Origin of the sequence: Catenulispora sp. GP43 (assembly GCF_041260665.1) — a bacterium.
Taxonomy (GTDB): Bacteria; Actinomycetota; Actinomycetes; order Streptomycetales; family Catenulisporaceae; genus Catenulispora.
This window is the reverse complement of sequence record NZ_JBGCCT010000005.1, coordinates 373,718-390,434: the sequence shown is the minus strand read 5'-3', so window position 1 is coordinate 390,434 and position 16,717 is coordinate 373,718. Positions and strand designations below refer to the sequence as shown.

At 72.5% G+C, this 16,717-nt stretch carries 17 protein-coding genes; 8 read left to right on the top strand and 9 right to left on the bottom strand.

All coding sequences use genetic code 11. The features are described from left to right. Positions 1 to 10: 10 nt before the first annotated feature. The 6 genes from ABH926_RS13925 (at position 11) to ABH926_RS13900 (ending at position 4,876) form a co-directional block, all read left to right on the top strand. Positions 11 to 1,015 carry a phosphotransferase family protein gene (locus ABH926_RS13925; protein ID WP_370365964.1) on the top strand — a complete coding sequence of 335 codons (1,005 nt, stop codon included), beginning with the start codon at positions 11 to 13 and terminating at the stop codon, positions 1,013 to 1,015. Further along, entirely contained in the window at positions 1,012 to 1,782 is a 771-nt protein-coding gene (gene fabG, locus ABH926_RS13920; protein ID WP_370365917.1) for a 3-oxoacyl-ACP reductase FabG, read from the top strand. Before ABH926_RS13925 ends, fabG begins: the two co-directional genes overlap by 4 nt. 51 nt (positions 1,783 to 1,833) lie before the next feature. Further along, positions 1,834 to 2,661 (top strand): enoyl-CoA hydratase-related protein, encoded by an 828-nt coding sequence (locus ABH926_RS13915; protein ID WP_370365916.1) that lies wholly within the window; start codon positions 1,834 to 1,836, stop codon positions 2,659 to 2,661. Continuing rightward, a complete protein-coding gene (locus tag ABH926_RS13910; protein WP_370365915.1) occupies positions 2,658 to 3,281 on the top strand; it encodes an HAD-IA family hydrolase in 624 nt (207 codons plus the stop codon). Before ABH926_RS13915 ends, ABH926_RS13910 begins: the two co-directional genes overlap by 4 nt. 32 nt (positions 3,282 to 3,313) lie before the next feature. Beyond that, positions 3,314 to 3,685: a hypothetical protein gene (locus tag ABH926_RS13905; RefSeq protein ID WP_370365914.1), complete on the top strand. Its 372-nt coding sequence runs from the start codon at positions 3,314 to 3,316 to the stop codon at positions 3,683 to 3,685. A gap of 81 nt (positions 3,686 to 3,766) precedes the next feature. Beyond that, positions 3,767 to 4,876: a D-alanyl-D-alanine carboxypeptidase family protein gene (locus tag ABH926_RS13900; protein ID WP_370365913.1), complete on the top strand. Its 1,110-nt coding sequence runs from the start codon at positions 3,767 to 3,769 to the stop codon at positions 4,874 to 4,876. A 188-nt stretch (positions 4,877 to 5,064) separates the two neighbouring features. On the opposite strand, the gene ABH926_RS13895 is transcribed toward ABH926_RS13900, so the two are convergent. Continuing rightward, positions 5,065 to 5,565, bottom strand: coding sequence for an FBP domain-containing protein (locus ABH926_RS13895; protein ID WP_370365912.1), 501 nt, complete (start codon positions 5,563 to 5,565; stop codon positions 5,065 to 5,067). 61 nt (positions 5,566 to 5,626) lie between these two features. Here ABH926_RS13895 and ABH926_RS13890 point away from each other — a divergent pair, with 61 nt between their 5' ends. Then, complete coding sequence (locus tag ABH926_RS13890; RefSeq protein WP_370365911.1) at positions 5,627 to 6,220, top strand: TetR/AcrR family transcriptional regulator; 594 nt, start codon at positions 5,627 to 5,629, stop codon at positions 6,218 to 6,220. Between the two features lie 87 nt (positions 6,221 to 6,307). On the opposite strand, the gene gndA is transcribed toward ABH926_RS13890, so the two are convergent. The 7 genes from gndA to ABH926_RS13855 form a co-directional block, all read right to left on the bottom strand. Then, complete coding sequence (gndA, locus tag ABH926_RS13885) at positions 6,308 to 7,747, bottom strand: NADP-dependent phosphogluconate dehydrogenase (RefSeq protein ID WP_370365910.1); 1,440 nt, start codon at positions 7,745 to 7,747, stop codon at positions 6,308 to 6,310. 106 nt (positions 7,748 to 7,853) lie between these two features. Beyond that, a complete protein-coding gene (locus ABH926_RS13880; RefSeq protein WP_370365909.1) occupies positions 7,854 to 8,180 on the bottom strand; it encodes a hypothetical protein in 327 nt (108 codons plus the stop codon). Between the two features lie 48 nt (positions 8,181 to 8,228). Further along, positions 8,229 to 9,581: an amidohydrolase gene (locus ABH926_RS13875; protein ID WP_370365908.1), complete on the bottom strand. Its 1,353-nt coding sequence runs from the start codon at positions 9,579 to 9,581 to the stop codon at positions 8,229 to 8,231. A 98-nt stretch (positions 9,582 to 9,679) separates the two neighbouring features. After that, positions 9,680 to 10,486, bottom strand: a complete 807-nt coding sequence (locus tag ABH926_RS13870; protein WP_370365907.1) for an SAM-dependent methyltransferase — start codon at positions 10,484 to 10,486, stop codon at positions 9,680 to 9,682. A gap of 281 nt (positions 10,487 to 10,767) precedes the next feature. Then, entirely contained in the window at positions 10,768 to 13,674 is a 2,907-nt protein-coding gene (locus ABH926_RS13865) for a protein kinase (RefSeq protein WP_370365906.1), read from the bottom strand. A gap of 53 nt (positions 13,675 to 13,727) precedes the next feature. Next, a complete protein-coding gene (locus ABH926_RS13860; protein WP_370365905.1) occupies positions 13,728 to 14,120 on the bottom strand; it encodes a DUF302 domain-containing protein in 393 nt (130 codons plus the stop codon). Between the two features lie 49 nt (positions 14,121 to 14,169). After that, positions 14,170 to 14,436 carry a metal-sensitive transcriptional regulator gene (locus ABH926_RS13855; RefSeq protein WP_370365904.1) on the bottom strand — a complete coding sequence of 89 codons (267 nt, stop codon included), beginning with the start codon at positions 14,434 to 14,436 and terminating at the stop codon, positions 14,170 to 14,172. 369 nt (positions 14,437 to 14,805) lie between these two features. Here ABH926_RS13855 and ABH926_RS13850 point away from each other — a divergent pair, with 369 nt between their 5' ends. After that, complete coding sequence (locus tag ABH926_RS13850; protein WP_370365903.1) at positions 14,806 to 15,426, top strand: TetR/AcrR family transcriptional regulator; 621 nt, start codon at positions 14,806 to 14,808, stop codon at positions 15,424 to 15,426. 79 nt (positions 15,427 to 15,505) lie between these two features. Here the strand turns inward: ABH926_RS13850 and ABH926_RS13845 are convergent, their stop codons facing one another. After that, a complete protein-coding gene (locus tag ABH926_RS13845) occupies positions 15,506 to 16,708 on the bottom strand; it encodes a PP2C family protein-serine/threonine phosphatase (protein ID WP_370365902.1) in 1,203 nt (400 codons plus the stop codon). Positions 16,709 to 16,717 lie beyond the last annotated feature (9 nt).

The window sequence follows — 16,717 nt, the reverse complement described above, 5'->3', positions numbered from 1 at the left end:
CGGTCCGGCTCTGGAAGAGCTGCCCGGGCTTGTCTCGGGCTGGCTGGCCGGATCAGGGATCGAGCACACCCCGCCGCTCACCCTGACCCGCGTCGGCGTCGGCCAGTCGAACCTGACCTACGCCGTCACCGACGCGACCGGCCGTCCCGACCGCCGCTGGATCCTGCGCCGCCCGCCCTTGGGACACCTGCTGGCCTCGGCGCACGACGTGGCCCGCGAGGCCCGCATCCTGACCGCGTTGCAGGACTCTGAGGTACCGGTCCCGCACGTCTTCGCGGTCCGGACCGCGGACGGCGTCCCGATGGTCCTGATGGAGTTCGTCGACGGCCTGGTCCTGGACCGCGAGGAGGTCGTCGCGGGGGTCGACGAGCCCACCCGGCACGCCGTCGGCCTGTCGATCGCCCGCGCCCTGGCGCTGGTGCACGCCGTCGACCTGGACAAGACCGGGCTGGCGGATCTGGCCAGCCACAAGCCGTACGCCGAGCGCCAGCTGAAGCGCTGGACGACGCAGTGGCAGCACTCGAAGACCCGCGAGTCCGCGGATCTGGACACGCTGACCGCCCGGCTGGCCGCCGCGATCCCCGAGCAGCGCGAGCTCACCCTCGTGCACGGCGACTTCCACCTGCGCAACGTGATCGTCTCCCCCGATGACGGCTCGGTCGCCTCGGTCCTGGACTGGGAGCTGTGCACGCTCGGCGACCCGCTGGCCGACATCGGCACGCTGCTCGCCTACTGGCCCGCGGCCGGCGAGGCCGGCCAGGGCCTGCTGAGCTTCTCCACCCTCCCGGGATTCCCGGACCGCGACGAGATGGCCGCCGCGTACCTTTCGGCCGGCGGCCGGGACGGCTCCGCCCTGGCCTTCTGGCACGCGCTGGGCCTGTGGAAGATCGCCATCATCGCCGAGGGCGTGCTGCGCCGCGTCCAGGACGAGCCGCGCAACCGCGCCGCCGCCTTCGCCCCGACCACCGAGCAGATCGACTCCCTGATCGCCAAGGCACTAAGGACTCTGACATGACCGACCTCACCTCCGACACCCCGCGCACGGCGATCGTCACCGGCGCCGCCCGCGGCATCGGCGCGGCCGTCGCCGCCCGGCTGGCCGCCGACGGGCACGCGGTCGCCGTCGTCGACCTGGACGAGACCGCGTGCGCGGACACCGTCGCGGCGATCACCAAGGCCGGCGGCAAGGCGCTGGCCGTGGGCTGCGACGTCTCCGACGAGGAGCAGGTGGCCGCCGCGGTGGCGCGGATCGCCGCCGATCTCGGAGCGCCCACGATCCTGGTCAACAACGCCGGGATCCTGCGCGACAACCTGCTGTTCAAGATGACCGTCGGCGACTGGGACGCGGTGATGAACGTCCACCTGCGCGGCGCGTTCCTGATGGCGCGGGCCGCGCAGAAGCACATGGTGGACGCCGGGTTCGGCCGGATCGTGAACCTGTCCAGCACCTCGGCGCTGGGCAACCGCGGCCAGGCGAACTACGCCGCGGCCAAGGCCGGGATGCAGGGCTTCACCAAGACGCTGGCGATCGAGCTGGGCAAGTTCGGCGTCACCGCCAACGCGATCGCGCCGGGCTTCATCGAGACCGACATGACCAAGGCCACCGCGGCCCGGATGGGCGTCGACTTCGACGTGTTCCGGGAGGTGGCGATCAGCCAGATCCCGGTCGGCCGCTCCGGCAAGCCCGAGGACATCGCGGCCGTGGCCTCGTTCCTGGTGCGCGAGGACGCCGGGTTCGTGTCCGGCCAGGTGATCTACGCGGCCGGCGGTCCGAAGGACTGACGGCCGACCGGCCCGACACCGGCCGGAAACCGGCCCGACCGAGGAGACGCCATGACACAGAGCACTGACGCACCCGCCACGACCGATGCACCCGAGCTGGTCCTGGCCGAACGGCACGGAGCGGTCCTGCTGCTCACCCTCAACCGGCCGGACCGGCTGAACGCCTGGAACATCCCGCTCGAGGAGCGCTACTTCGCGCTCCTCGACGAGGCGGAAGCCGACCCCGAGGTACGGGTCGTGGTCGTCACCGGCGCGGGACGCGGTTTCTGTGCCGGTGCCGATATGGAGGACCTGTCGCAACTCGGCACCGTCGACCCGGACACCATCGCCGACGCACGGACCCGCCGGGCCCGCGAGCGGCCCCTGTCCTTCCGCAAGCCGCTGATCGCGGCGATCAACGGCCCGGCGGCCGGCCTCGGCCTGGTGCAGGCGCTGTACTGCGACCTGCGCTTCACGACACCGCAGGCCAAGTTCACGACAGCCTTCTCGCGCCGCGGCCTGATCGCCGAGTACGGCAGCGCCTGGCTGCTCCCCCGCCTGGTGGGACAGAGCCGCGCCCTGGACCTCCTGATGTCGGCCCGAGTGGTCCTCGGCGACGAGGCGCTGGCCATGGGCCTGGTCGACCGCGTCCTGCCCGCCGGATCACTCCTCACCGCCACCCTGGCCTACGCTGCCGACCTCGCCGAGAACTGCTCGCCGCAGTCGATGGCCCTGATGAAGCAGCAGGTGTATCAGGCCATGGATTCGGACCTGCCGACCGCGGTCGCGGTGGCCAACAAGCTGATGCACGACTCGTTCCGGCACCCCGACGCCGCCGAGGGCGTCCACAGCTACCTGGAGCGCCGTCCGCCACGCTTCGCGCCCCTGGAGTCGGCATGAGCACTCCCCGCGCAGTACTCACCGACTTCGGCGGCGTGCTGACGACGAGCATCTTCGAGGCCTTCGCCACCTACTCGACGACAGTCTCGGGCGATCCCCACCTGTTCGGGACTCTGTTCCGCTCCGACCCGGCAGCCGGCGCGCTGCTGGTGGAGCACGAGTGCGGACGCGTCAACCAGGCGGAGTTCGAGCTCGGGATCGCGGAGCTGCTGGCGCCGCGAGGCGTCGAACTCCCGGCACCGGGCTTCGTCGACGCGTTCCAGGCACTGCTGAAGCCGGATGAGGCGATGCTCGCGGCGATGCGCGCGCTGCGAGCCGCGGGCGTCCCGGTGGCGATCGTCTCCAACTCCCTCGGCGACGACGCCTACCGCGGCTACGACCTGACGGAACTCGCCGACACCTCGGTGATCTCCGGCGAGGTCGGAGTGCGCAAGCCGTCCCGGGCGATCTACGAACTCGCCTGCACCCGCCTGGGCGTCGACCCGACGGACTGCGTGATGATCGACGACCTGGAGCACAACCTCCAAGGCGCCGCCCGCCTCGGCATCGTCGGACTGCATCACACGGACTCCGCGAAGACCATCACCACGCTGGCCGAATGGTTCCCCATAACCGTTTGATCACCCGCACGCGGGCACCTACGGTCAACGGCATGACCGAGCCCTCGACCCCGTCGCCGTTGCGCGACCGCCTCCGCGCCGCCCTCCCGGCCGCCCTGAAGGCCCGCGACCGTGCCACCGCCTCCACCCTCCGCGCCACCATCGCCGCCATCGAGAACGCCGAAGCCGTGGACGCCGGCCAGGGACGCGCCGGCGCCATCGAGGCCAGCGCGGTCGGCATCGGCGTCGCCGAGGCCGTCCGCCGCGAGCTGAGCGAGGCGGACGTGGTCGCGATCGTGCGCGCGGAGATCGCGGAGCGCGAGCACGCGGCGGAGGTGTACGAGACTTCGGGGCGGGCAGAGAAGGCCGGCGAGCTGCGGGCGGGGGCGGCGGCGCTGGTGGACTTCGTGGAGGGGCGCCGCTGAACCACGAAGCGATCACGCAGTTCTGTCACAACCTGCCGTTCGAGATCGCGTTCGGCGAGGGGGCTCCGCTAGCTTCGATAGGTGCCCAATCCAGAACTGGAAGAGCAGGCGGCATCGGAGAGCCCTGAGACCCCGGCGTCCGAGCCGGAGTCGACGGCGTCCGGCGCCGCGGCGCCAGAGGCGGAGTCGGCTGAACCCCCCGCAAGCACCGATGAGCCCATTGAACCAACCGATAAGCGCTTCCGCCTTCGTCCCCGTCTGCGTCCCCGTCTGCGTCTCCGCACCCTCGCCCTCACCCTCGGCCTTGTCCTCGTCCTCGGCGGCGCGGGCCTCGCGGCCGTGTTCGCCGCCCACGGCTTCGACGACCCGCCGGCCCCCGACCTCAAGCAGGTCACGCCGGCCTACCACGACTTCGCCGCCTCCCTGCCCTGGCCGAACGACGGCGAGACCGCCCTGTGGGCCCAGGGCATAGGCAGCCTGGGCACCTGCGGCGACCAGACCCCGGTGCCGATAGCGAGCGTCGCCAAGGTGATGACCGCCTACGTCGTCCTCAAGGACCACCCGCTCACCGACGGCGAGTCCGGCCCGGACATCCTCGTCGACCAGCAGGCCGCGCTGGAGTCCTTCTCCCGCGACGAGAGCTCGGCACCGGTGCGCGCCGGCCAGCGCCTGAGCGAGCGCACCCTGCTGGAGCTGATGCTCGTCCCCTCCGCGAACAACGTCGCCCGCCTCCTGGCCCGCTGGGACGCCGGGACGCAGGACGCCTTCGTCGCCGAGATGAACGCCGCGGCGGTCTCGCTGGGCATGAAGGACACCACCTACACCGACCCCAGCGGTCTGGACTCCAGCACCCGCAGTACCGCGGTCGACCAGCTGCAGCTCGCCAAGGTCGCGCTCACCGACCCCACCCTGCTGGCCCTGACCGCCGAGCCCATGACCCAGGTCCCCGACGACCCGGACGTCCTGTCCAACACCGACGCGCTCCTGGGCGCCGACGGCGTCGTCGGCGGCAAGACCGGCTCCAGCACGCCCGCGGGCGGCGCCCTGATGTGGGCCGCGCACCGCACCCTGGACGGCGAGGACCACCTGGTGCTGGGCGTGGTGCTGCATCAGGCTTCGGGCACGTCGCCCGAACAGGGCCTGTCCAGCGCCCTGCTCGTGAGCCGCCGGCTGGTCGAGGCGATGGACTGAGGGACGCCGGGGACACCAGGGACCCCGGGGACACCAGGCACGGGGAAGGACCGACGCCGATCGGGGGGCACCGGCGTCGGTCCCGGCAAAGGCTGAGCGGTACAGCGTCAGCCTTCTTAGAAGGTAGGACCAGGGGATTGCGTGACGGTTGCGGGTGGCTTGCGGCTGCTGCCACGTCCTCGCGCCGCCTACGGCGCGAGGACCCGGTCCAGGAACGAGTGCAGGTTCGTGACCGACCGCGCGATCCGCCCCGGCGCATCCACCGACTCGTCCAGGTCGTGCCCGTTCACCGTGCTCTTGATCCCCCGCACGAACAGCGAGCACTGCAGATCAGAGCACAGATACTGCCCGACCGAGTTCCCGTTCCGCCCGGCCGCCCCGGTGCGCCGCGCGGTCATCAGCGCGACGCCGCCGCCGGTCCGGGTGGTCAGGCAGACCGAGCACATGCTCCTGGCCCCGAACCCGCGCGCCGCCCCGCCGGAAGCCCGCAACGAGATCCCGACCAGGCGCCCGTCCCGCTCGGCGACCAGGTAGGCACGCTCGGGCGCGCCGGGATCGCGCCAGCCCAGGAAGTCCAGGTCGGCCCACGGCGTCTCCTCCAGATCCCGGGGCAGCCCCATCCGCAGGGCCTCGCCCTTGGAGCAGTTGACGAAGCAGGTGCGGATCTGGCTTTCGGCGATCGGTTCCATGCTCGGTACGCTAAGCTTGCCTAAGTCACTTAGGCAAATCATTAACCACCAAAGGAGACGCATGGCACGCGCCGGACTGTCCCCGGAAGTCCTCGTGACCGCGGCCGCCGAACTGGCCGACGAGATCGGCTTCGAGAACGTCACGATCGGGGTGGTGGCGCGGCGGTTCGGGGTGCGGGAACCGAGCCTGTACTCGCACATCCGCAACGCGAACGACCTGCGCGTACGGGTCGCCGCCAAGGCCCTCGGCGAACTCGCCGACCGGCTCTCCGAGGCCCTGGCCGGCCGCTCGGGCCGCCAGGCGCTGCTGGCCTTCGCCGCCGCCTACCGCGACTATGGCCGCGCCCACCCCGGCCGCTTCACGGCCGCACGCATGGCCGTCCCCCTGGACTCCCCGGCCGCCGACGCCGCGCGCCGGCACTCCGATCTGACCCGCGCGCTGCTGCGCGGCTACGCCCTCGGCGAGCCGGCCGAGACGGACGCCGTACGGCTGCTCGGCGCGACGATCCTGGGCTTCGTCACGCTGGAGGCCGGCGGCAGCTACCAGCACAACGCCCGAACGGCCGACGCGTCCTGGAACGCCGCGATGGAAGCCCTCGACGTGGCGCTGCGGAACTGGCCGGAAACCGCGTCGGCCGGGGCGCCCCAGGTCTGAAGCAGGCCCTGGAAGTCGCCTCGGCCGACACGCGCCGGTTCACCCGGCGTCAGCGAATCAGGTCTTCGCGGATCAGGCCTTCGCGGATCAGGCCTCGACCTCCGGCCGCCCCTGCTCCGCCCACAGCGTGTGGAAGGCACCATCGCGGTCGGTCCGGTGATAGGTGTGCGCCCCGAAGAAGTCGCGCTGCCCCTGGATCAGCGCCGCCGGCAGCCGGCCGGCGCTCAGCGTGTCGAAGTACGCCAGCGCCGCCGAGAACGCCGGGACCGGGATCCCGCGGCGCGCCGCCGAGGCGATCACCTCGCGCCAGGACACCTGGGCCTTGGCGATCTCGCCGGCGAACTCCGGCTCGGACAGCAGGCTCGGCAGCGTGGCGTCGGCGGTGTAGGCGGCGCGGATCCGGTCCAGGAACGCGGCGCGGATGATGCAGCCGCCGCGCCAGATCTTCGCCACGTCCGCCAGGTCGATGTCCCAGCCGAACTCCTCGGCGGCGTCCCGGATCATCGTCCAGCCCTGGTCGTAGGCGATGACCTTGGAGGCGTAGAGGGCCTGCTCGACCGTGGCGACGTAGCGCTCGGCCTCGTGCGCGCGCAGCGGGTGCTCCGTCCCGCCGGCCTGCTGCCGGTACGCCTCGCGCAGCGCGGTCCGGCTGGAGGCCACGCGGGCGAACGTCGCCTGCGCGATCGCCGTCACCGGCGAGCCGAGGTCCAGCGCGGTCTGCACGGTCCAGCGGCCGGTGCCCTTCTGCTCGGCGGCGTCGCGGACGATGTCCACGAACGGCTCGCCGGTCGCGGCGTCGGTGTGGGCCAGGATCTCGGCGGTGATCTCGATCAGGTAGGAGTTCAGGCGCCCGGTGTTCCAGGACCGGAACACCTCGGCGATCTGCGCCGGGCTGTACTGCGCGACGTGCCGCAGCAGGTCGTAGGCCTCGGCGATGAGCTGCATGTCGGCGTACTCGATGCCGTTGTGCACCATCTTGACGAAGTGCCCGGCGCCGTCGGTGCCGATGTGCGTGCAGCACGGCTCGCCGTCCACCTTGGCGCTGATCGCCTCCAGCATCGGCCCGAGCACGGCGTAGGACTCGGCGGAGCCGCCGGGCATGACCGACGGCCCGTGCAGCGCGCCCTCCTCGCCGCCGGACACGCCGGAGCCGACGAAGTGGATGCCGCGCTCGCGCAGCGCCTTCTCCCGGCGCCGGGTGTCCGCGAAGTGCGCGTTGCCGCCGTCGATGATCATGTCGCCGGGCTCCAGCAGCGGGGCGAACGCCTCGATCACCGCGTCGGTGGGCTCGCCGGCCTTCACCATGATCATCAAGCGGCGGGGTTTCTCCAGCGCCGCGACGAACTCCTCGGCGGTCTCGGTCGGGACGAAGGTGCCCTCGCTCCCGAACTCCTCGACGAGGGCGTGGGTCCGTGCGGCGGTGCGGTTGTGAAGTGCGACGGTGTAGCCGTGACGGGCGAAGTTGCGCGCCAGGTTGCGGCCCATGACGGCCAATCCGGTAACGCCGATCTGCGCTGATTCCTGCATGCGTGGCACCGTAACACCACAGAGCATTGATGAGGACGACCGTGTGAGGAAGAATTCCGGCGGCGCCCCTACCCTGCGGTTTTGACGCCCGGCGACGCGGCCGGACTCACCCCCAGCGCTTGGCGTCCTCGGCCAGCCGCGCCATCTCCTCCTCCAGCCGGTCCGCGGCCGACGACGAAGCGCCGGCGGACTGCGAGGCCTTCAACCGCACGATGATGGCCTGGAACTCGGAGATCCGGCCCTCCAGATCGGCCTTGGCCTTCAAGAGGTTCGCCTCCTCCTTCGAACCGGGCTGCACCAGCAGCAGCCGGTGCTCCAGATCGCCCTGGAGGTCCAGCTGCCGGCGCCGGGCCAGCTCGAACTGCTCCAGCGGGTCCTCGAACCGGCTCAAGAACCGGTCTGTGCTCTTGCGGAGCCAGCCACCGACACCCATCCAGCGCTCCCTTCCAGGGCTCCCTTCCGGGACTCCCCCGTTCAACGCCTATTCTGCCTCCGCCGTGCCCGCCAGCCACGCGGAGGCGGCGGCGAGCATCAGCCGCACCCCGATCTCCAGCGTCGGGTCGACCGCGGGGGCGAACTTCGGGGAGTGGTTGCTGGGCAGCGTGGCCGGGATGCCGTCCTCCAGCAGGGACAGGATGTCCTGCTCGGTGAAGTCGGCGAGGTCCAGTCCGCCGAAGTGCCAGAACACCGACGGGACGCCGAGCACGGTGCCGAAGTGCCCGAAGTCCTCGCTGCCGGTGAGCGTGGCCGGCAGCACGAACACCTGGTCCGGGCCGAGCAGCTCGCGGAACGCCCCGAGCACGACGTCGGTCGCGGCCTGGTCGTTCACCAGCAGCGGCAGCTCGTCCACCGGCGTGATCTCCGGCATCCGCGGCGCGCCGGACGCGGCGGCCTCGGCGTTCACCACCCGCGTGATCGCGGCCAGCACCTTGTCCCGGACCGCCGGCGTGGTGGTGCGCACGGTGATGCCGAGCTCGGCCTCGTCGGCGATGACGTTGGCCCGCGAGCCGGCGTGCAGGGAGCCGACCGTCACCACCGCCGACCGGCCGGCCGCGATCTCGCGCGAGACGATCGTCTGCAGCCGCATGACGATCGCGGCGGCGATGACCACCGGGTCGATGGTCGCCTCCGGCATCGAGCCGTGGCCGCCCCGGCCGAAGACCTTCACCCGCAAGGTGTCGCAGGCGCTCATCACCGGGCCCGGACGCGTGCCGACCAGCCCGGCCGGAGCCGGACCGACGTGCTGGCCCAGGCAGACCTCGGGCCGCGGGAAGCGGCCGAGGAAGCCGTCCTCGATCATCTTCGGCGCGCCGCCGACCTCCTCGGCCGGCTGGAACACGGCCACGACGGTGCCGCCCCACGCGGCACGGTTCGCGGCCAGCAGTCCGGCGGCGCCGAGCAGGCAGGTGACGTGGACGTCGTGGCCGCAGGCGTGCATCACCGGGACCTCGGTGCCGTCGAGCTCGGTGCCGGTGACCGCGGAGGCGTAGGGCAGGCCGGTCTCCTCCCGGACAGGGAGAGCGTCCATGTCGGCCCGCAGCAGGATCACGGGGCCCGGGACACCGTTCGGATCCAGCCCTTCGCGCGCATCCAGCCCACCGTGCAGGACGCCGACGACGCCGGTGCCCGGGACGCCCTCCGGCCCGCCGAGGCCCTCGGTGACCTCCCAGCCCGCCGCGCGCAGGCGCTGCGCGACGATGCCCGCGGTGCGGGTCTCCTGGAAGGAGAGCTCGGGATGCGCGTGGAGGTCCTTATAGAGGTCGCGCAGGCCGGGCAGGAGGCCGTCGAGCCCGCGGAGCAGGTCTGCCGGGCTGGCTGTGGCGGGCTGGGTCATGCGCGGCTCCGTTCCGAGGTGGATGTCTCCACCTTGGTCATCGCGGGGCCCGCGGGCAACTGGCGGGTAACTACTTCTTACTTCTTACTTCTTACTTCTTACTTCTTGCGTCCGAGGGCCCCGTACATCCAGATGTCGTCGGCGTCCCCGGGCACCGGCCCGTCCGGCCGCCACCGCGGCAGCAGCACCACACCGGGGTCGAGCAGGTCCAGACCGTCGAAGAACGCGGCGGTCTGGTCGGCACTGCGGACCGTGAGCTTGGCCGTGGACTTCTCGTAGGCCCGCGCCGACACCGCGAGGCGTTCCTGGTCGAAGTCGCCGGTGACGTGGGTCAGCGCCAGGAAGCTCCCGGGCGCCACCGCGTCCATCAGGGCCTTGACGATGCCGTACGGATCCTCGTCGTCGCCGACGAAGTGCAGCACCGCGATCAGCATCACCCCGATCGGCCGCTCGAAGTCGAGCATCCCGCGCACGCGCGGATCGGCCAGTATCGAGGCCGGATCGCGCAGATCCCCGGCCACGATCGCCGCCGCCCCGTCCCCGGAATCGGCCGGCCGGGCCCGCGCGTGCGCCAGCACGATCGGATCGTTGTCGACGCCCACGATCCGCGCGTCGGGCCGCGCCGCCAGCGCACTCGCCACGGTCCCGCCGGGGCCGGGCAACCCGATCCCGATGTCAAGGAACTGCGACACGCCCTCCGCCGCGATCCCCCGCACGGCCCGCCCGAGGAACGCCCGGTTCGCCCGCGCGAAGGCCCGCACCTTCGGCATGTTCTTCAGGACCTTCTCGGCCGCCTCGCGGTCGGCGGCGAAGTTGTCTTTGCCTCCCAAGTAGTAGTCGTACATCCGCGCCGGCGTGGCGACTTCGGTGTCCACCTCCGGCGAACTCCAACCCGTCTCAGACATGTCGCCTCTCCGTTCCGTCGTCGATGGGGAGCGCCCAGCAGGTCAGTTCCCCGCCGTCGCGGGCTATGACGTGGTCGTTCGCGGTGTGATGGATGGCGCCCGGCACGTTGAGGGTTCTGCCGGTGGCGGCGGTCATCGATGCCGCGACCGGTGCCGACAGCCCGCCGCCGGCCAAGGATTCATGGCCGGCACCCGGCGTGGGCCGCTCTGCGCAGCCGCCGATCCCGAGCCCGCCGAGCCGCCCTCCCCCGCCCCCCCTGTCCGCCCTCATCGCCCGCCGCTCACCGCCTGCTCTCGTCCCCCACGGCGGCCTCCGCTTCGGCAGCGGCCTCCAACAGCCCGTCCAGAATCCGTCGCCGCTCGTCGACGAGCGCCTTGAGCTTGTCGGCCATCGAGTCCAGCCGCCGCATCGCGGCCGGCATGCCCGCGTCCTGCCCCGGCGCGAACACGATCCGGCCGAGCTCCGACTCCCGCGCCGCCGACAGCTCCTCGCGGATCCGGTCCAGGCGGTTGTGCACCGAGGACAGTGCCTGCTGCAGGTGTTCCTTGAGCTTTCGGCGCTCGCCCGGGTCCTTCGGCGGGGCCGAGGAGGACGCGTCGCCGCCCTCCGCCTCCCACTCGCGCGACAGCTGCGCCAGCAGGCCGATGTCGCCGCGGGTGTAGGCGTCGTTCACGCGCGCCATGAAGACCTCGCGGCGCTGGCGGTCGGCCTCGTCGTCGGCCAGGTCCGGGTGGCAGCGGCGGGCCAGTTTGCGGTACATGCGCTTGGCCTCGCCGGTCGGGGCCGGGCGGGGCGGCTCGGCGCGGGTCGCGCGCACCTTCTCCTCGTCCGCCTGGCGCGCCGACTGCTGCGCGCGCTCGCGCGCCGTCTCGGCGTCGCGCCGGTCGTCCGCGCGGCCGCTGCGCGCCGCGTGCACCTCGGCGATGCGCGCCTCGATCTCGTCGAGTTCGGCCAGCAGCGGGGCGAACATGCGCGCGTGCGCGCGGCCGAACACCGCGAGCTGGTTGCGCACCTCGGCGAGCTCGGCCTCGGCCTGCGACAGCTCGTCGGCCAGGCCGGCCAGTTCCCGTTCCAGGTCCCCGATCTCGGGGTCCACCCACACCTCGGCCTCGGCCTGCCCGGCGTACGGGCCGACCTTCGACACGACGCGCATCACCAGCGTCTCGTCGTCGACCCAGACCGCGCGGATCTTGCCCTCGCCGAGCACCTCCACGGCCTCCGGCCCGCGCGCCGTGAGCTGCACGCGCGCCGCCAGCTTCTCCTGTCCGAGCTCGCCCGGGGCCACTTCGACGCAGATGTGGAACGTCCGCGTCTCCGGCCCCCACGCGCCGGTCGGGAAGCCGACCGTGCGGACCGCGTCGCCCGGGATCCGGTTGTCCGTCAGGTCCCGCAGCACCGGATCGACCTGCTTCACGTACCGGATCACCGCGCCGCTCGGCGTCCACACACTGAGTTCCACGTCGGCGACCCGCTTCGCCGCCGCGCCGACCGTCGCCTCGTGCACCGCCTCCGGCAGCGCCGCGGGCTCGGCGACCAGCGCGACCGTCCCGGACAGCTGCTCGGAGACCAGGCGCATCTCGTGGACGTCCCAGTCGTCACCCAGGCCCAGGCAGTCGGCCGTGAACAGCCCGGTGCAGGCCCGGGCGGTCATCGCCAGCCGCGAGGGGTGCAGGCCCTCGTCGCGGCCGTTCACGATGATGATCGCGTGCCGCACCGGCCCGGACCCGAGCGCGAACATCCGGGCCGCGCGGCTGAGCCACAGCCCGATCTCGCGCCCTCCGTAGGCCGTCAGCCGGTCCACCGCCGCCTTCGCCGCGGCCCGCGAGGCCGCCGTCACGGGCTCGGTACCGCCGTCCTCGGGATAGACCGCCTGGCTGTCGGCGCGGCCGGCGATCACCGCGAACCGCGCGCCCTCGGGCAGGCCGTCGATCCCGGCGTGCAGCGCGGCCTTGACGCCCGCCAGCCGCCCCGGCTCGGCCAGCGAACGCGAGCAGTCGGCGATGAAGACCACGGACGGCGGGCCGTCGGCGGCGGCCACCGGCGCGGGCTTGGTGCCGTAGCTGCGGTCGGCACGCCGCGCCGCGGCGCCCGCGATGGCGTGCGTGGGAGCCCCGCTCCCGGAGTCGGCGGTGCTGACCGACACGATCGCGTGCACCTCGCGACCGCCGGCCGCCAGGTACTCGTTCTGGTCGACCCCGATCGCGGTCCGGATGCTGCCGATCACCTCGAGCGCGTTGGACGTGCGGGCGCCCCGGCCGGCCGCGACGTCGTCGTTGCGCAGCCGCTCGTTGACGAACGCGAAGTGTTCGACCCACTCCACGCCGAGCTGCACGTCCTGCGCCAGGGGCGAGCGCGCCGACCCGGGCGCCTCGACGGTCGGCGGCGGCGTCCAGTCGCCGACCAGCGCGAACGCGGCGGCCACGTCGGGCCGGGTCGCCGGGTCCTTGTCCAGCAGCCGGGTGATCAGCGCGGTCAGCCGCCCGCCGCGGCGCATCGGCGCCGGCTGCCCGGCGACCACCGACCCGATGATGTCGGCCCGGAAGGCCGGGATCCCTTCCACCGCCTCATAAAGCGTGGCCCCGAGGGAGAACAGGTCGCCGATGGCCCCGGCGTCCTGGGAGATCACCCGCTCGGGGGCGACATACCCGGGCGAGCCGATGAAGGTCCCGGTGCGCGTGACCCGCGCGTCGTCGAAGCGGACGGCGATGCCGAAGTCCGCGAGCAGCGCGGTCCCGTCGGCGGCCAGCAGGACGTTGCCCGGTTTCACATCCCGGTGCACGATCCCGGCCGCGTGCGCCGCGGCCAGCGCGCGTAACAGATCGCGCGCGAGCGCCACGGCGTTGTTCTCGGTGAGCGGCCCGCGGTGCGCCAGCCGCTCGGCCAGGCTCTCGCCCTTCACCAGCTGCATGACGATCCACGGCGCGCCGTTCTCGATGTGCACGTCGTGCACCGTCACGATGTTCGGGCAGTCCCGCAGCCGCGCGGTGTTGCGCGCCTCCCGGGCCGCCCGCGCGACCCGCTCGGCGGCCTGCGGGCCCTTGCCCTCCATCGGCAGCAGGACCTGCTTGACGGCGACATCCACCCCGAGGTGCATGTCGTAGGCCCGCCACACTTGTCCGAACGCTCCGGAACCCAACCGATCCACCAGTCGGTAGCGTCCCCCGATCACCCGTCCTGGCTCGGTCACGCACTGAGCCTACGGGGATCGGCGCCTCCGCGCGATGGTCGTTTCCCGGATTGTCAGACTTCGGCAACGGCCCTCAGCGCGGCCGCGAGGCGGGTTTTCGCTTCCGCGGCCACGTCTTCCAGCTCCGGGTTCCCGGCGACCCGCACCATGATGTCCGGATCCAGCGCCTCGACGAGCGTGCGGTCGCCGTCCGCGCGGACCACGACGTTGCACGGCAGCAGTAGCCCGATCGACGGCTCCGCGGTCAGCGCCCGGTACGCCAGCGGCGGGTTGCACGCGCCGAGGATCAGGTAGGGGCCGGTCTCCTCGCCGAGCTTCTCGCGCATCGTGGCCTGCACGTCGATCTCGGTGAGGATGCCGAAGCCCTGCTCGCTCAACGCTTCGCGGACTCGTCCGACGACCTCGGCGTGCGGCCGGTCGACGGTGACGGCGGTGCCGTAGCTCATGGTGCTGCCTTCCGTGCTGTGGTGCTTGGTGCTTATAGCGCCGTGGTGCTCAAGCCAGGGAAAGGAACAACTTCTCCATCTGCGCCACACTCGCGGCGCGCTCCTCGGCGTCGTCGGACTCCAGGCACTGCTGCAGCCCGCCGGCGATCACCTTGAACCCGGCCCGGTCCAGCGCCCGGGACACCGCGGCCAGCTGGGTCACGATCTCGGCGCAGTCGCGCCCCGACTCCAGCATCGCGATGACGCCGCGGATCTGCCCCTCGGCACGGCGCAGCCGTTTGGTCACATCGGCGACGGTCTCGGCCTCTACCTGCATCAGGCACTCCTTCCGAGGGGATCTCCACTCGTCAGTATACCCCACCGGGTATTTTTCATACCCCCGCCGGTATCCACCGACGCCGGCTCGGGCCATATAATAAGCAACGCTAAGTATCGTTATTTTCCGGGGAACATATCCCCGGAAGATGCGTTACCCTGCACAGGGGGCCTGGTCCCCCACGAGGATCCCTCCGCAGGTCGATCCTTGGAAAACGGCCGTCGCGCCCGAGTACGCACCCCCTCCGTGTCTCGTGCGCGGCGGCCTCCACCGTTCATCGGAAAGCGCGCCGACCGTCCCAAATCAGGGCATTTCTAAAGGTTAGGATGGTGCGGCCCGCATCCCCGCCCCGACCGCCCAGGAGGAACCGTGGACGTCGTGGCCACCGCGAACCGCCGCCCCCAGAGAGCCCGAGCCCCCCGTGTCGACGCCCTGCGCAACCGCGAGCGCATCGTCTCCGCGGCCCGCGACCTGTTCACCGAGGTCGGTTCGCAGGCCCCGATCGACGAGGTGGCCCGCCGCGCCGGCATCGGCAACGCCACCGTCTACCGGCACTTCCCCGACCGCGACGCGCTGGTGCTGGCCGTGGTCCGCAGCGTGCTCAAGCGGACCGGCGACCGCGCCGAGTCCGCGCTGGCCCAGGGCGACGACCCGTTCGACGCGCTGACCCGCTTCGTCCTGGCCGCCGCCGACGAGCGCATAGGCGCGATGTGCGTGATGCTCGACGGCGCCTACGACCCGGGCGATCCCGAGGTCAAGGCGCTGGAAGGACGGCTGAACGGGCTGGTCGAGACCATGCTGGCACGGGCCCGGCGGGCCGGGATGCTGCGCGCGGACGTGGATCTGGCCGACATCATCGTGGCCGTCGCGCAGCTCACCCGGCCGTTGCCGGACCTGGTCACGGTACGGCGCGGTCCGCGGCGCTATCTCCAACTGTTCCTCGACGGGCTGCGCACGCCGGCGCACTCGACGCTGCCGGTCGAGAGCTGATCCTCAACACCTCAAGTCCCCACAGGCCTCAGAGCCTCAGAGCTTCTTCAGGGCTTCAGGGCTTCAGGGCCTCAGAGCTTCAGGGCCGGTGCACCAACAGCATCGCCAGATCCCGGGCCCGCTCCCCGTGCGTCCGCGCCGTCACCTCGGCCTCGATCGCCGACAGCACGTAGTCCGGCGCGGCGTCCGCCAGCTCCTCCAGGAGCGCCGCCAATGGCAGCGGCTCCACGTCCGGACCGCCCGAGTCCGTCACGCCATCGGTGTACAGCAGCAGCGAATCCCCGCTGTCGAACGGCGTCACCACCAGGGGCGGCCGGCCGTCCGCGCCGGGCGCCAGGGCGCTCAGGCCCAGCGGCAGCCCGACCGACTGGCCCTGCACCGCGGACACCGCGCCGCAGCGCACCAGCAGCGGCGGCGCGTGCCCGCAGCTGACGTGCTCCAGCCAGCCGTCCGGCCGGATCGACACCACCGCGACGCTGGCGAACTCCTCGCGCACGTCCGCCACCGTCCGGGGCGGCGCCACCGCGAGCGAGTTCGAGGTCTCCCACAGCCGCGCGCCGTCCGCGAGTGGCACGTGCGCCGCGGCGGCGTCCGCGTCCCCGAGGTAGCGGCGCAGGCTGATCTCCAGGCGCCGCACCAGATCCCGCAGGTCCGGTTCGTCGTAGGCGGCCTCCCGGAAGGAGCCGAGCAGCACCGCGGCCACCTCGACCGCCCCGAGGCCGCTGCCCCGCACGTCCCCGATGACCGCGCGCACCCCGTAGGGGGTGTCCACTATGTCGTAGAAGTCGCCGCCGACCGACGCGCCGGCCGAGGCCGAGGCGCTGCGCGCGGCGACCAGGACGTCGCCGACCTCGGGCCGCGGCGGCCGCAGCAGCACCCGCTGCGCCACCTCGGCGACGGCCCGCACCTCGGTCAGCTCGCCGAGCGTCCGCTGTCTGCGCACGGCGATCACGTAGCTGGTGGCCACCACGGACAGGATCGCCGCGAACGTCCCGATCCGCTGCGCCTCGCCGCCGGAGCCGTTCCCCGGCGACCCGGGCAGCAGCGCGACCAGCGCGCACAGGCCCGCCATCCACACGCACTGCCGCCGTCCGGTACCCGCGCACGCGATCGCGGGGGCGGCGGCCAGAAGGGGCGCGAGCTGGATCCGCGCCGGGAGCAGAACCTGGAGCAGGAGCACGACGGCGACCCAGATCCCGGGCAGCACGAACAGCAGAAGGGCACGTCCGGCATCGGCCGGACGGCGCGCGCCCGCGCGGCTCGTCCGGACCCATCGTGTCAAAGGACCACC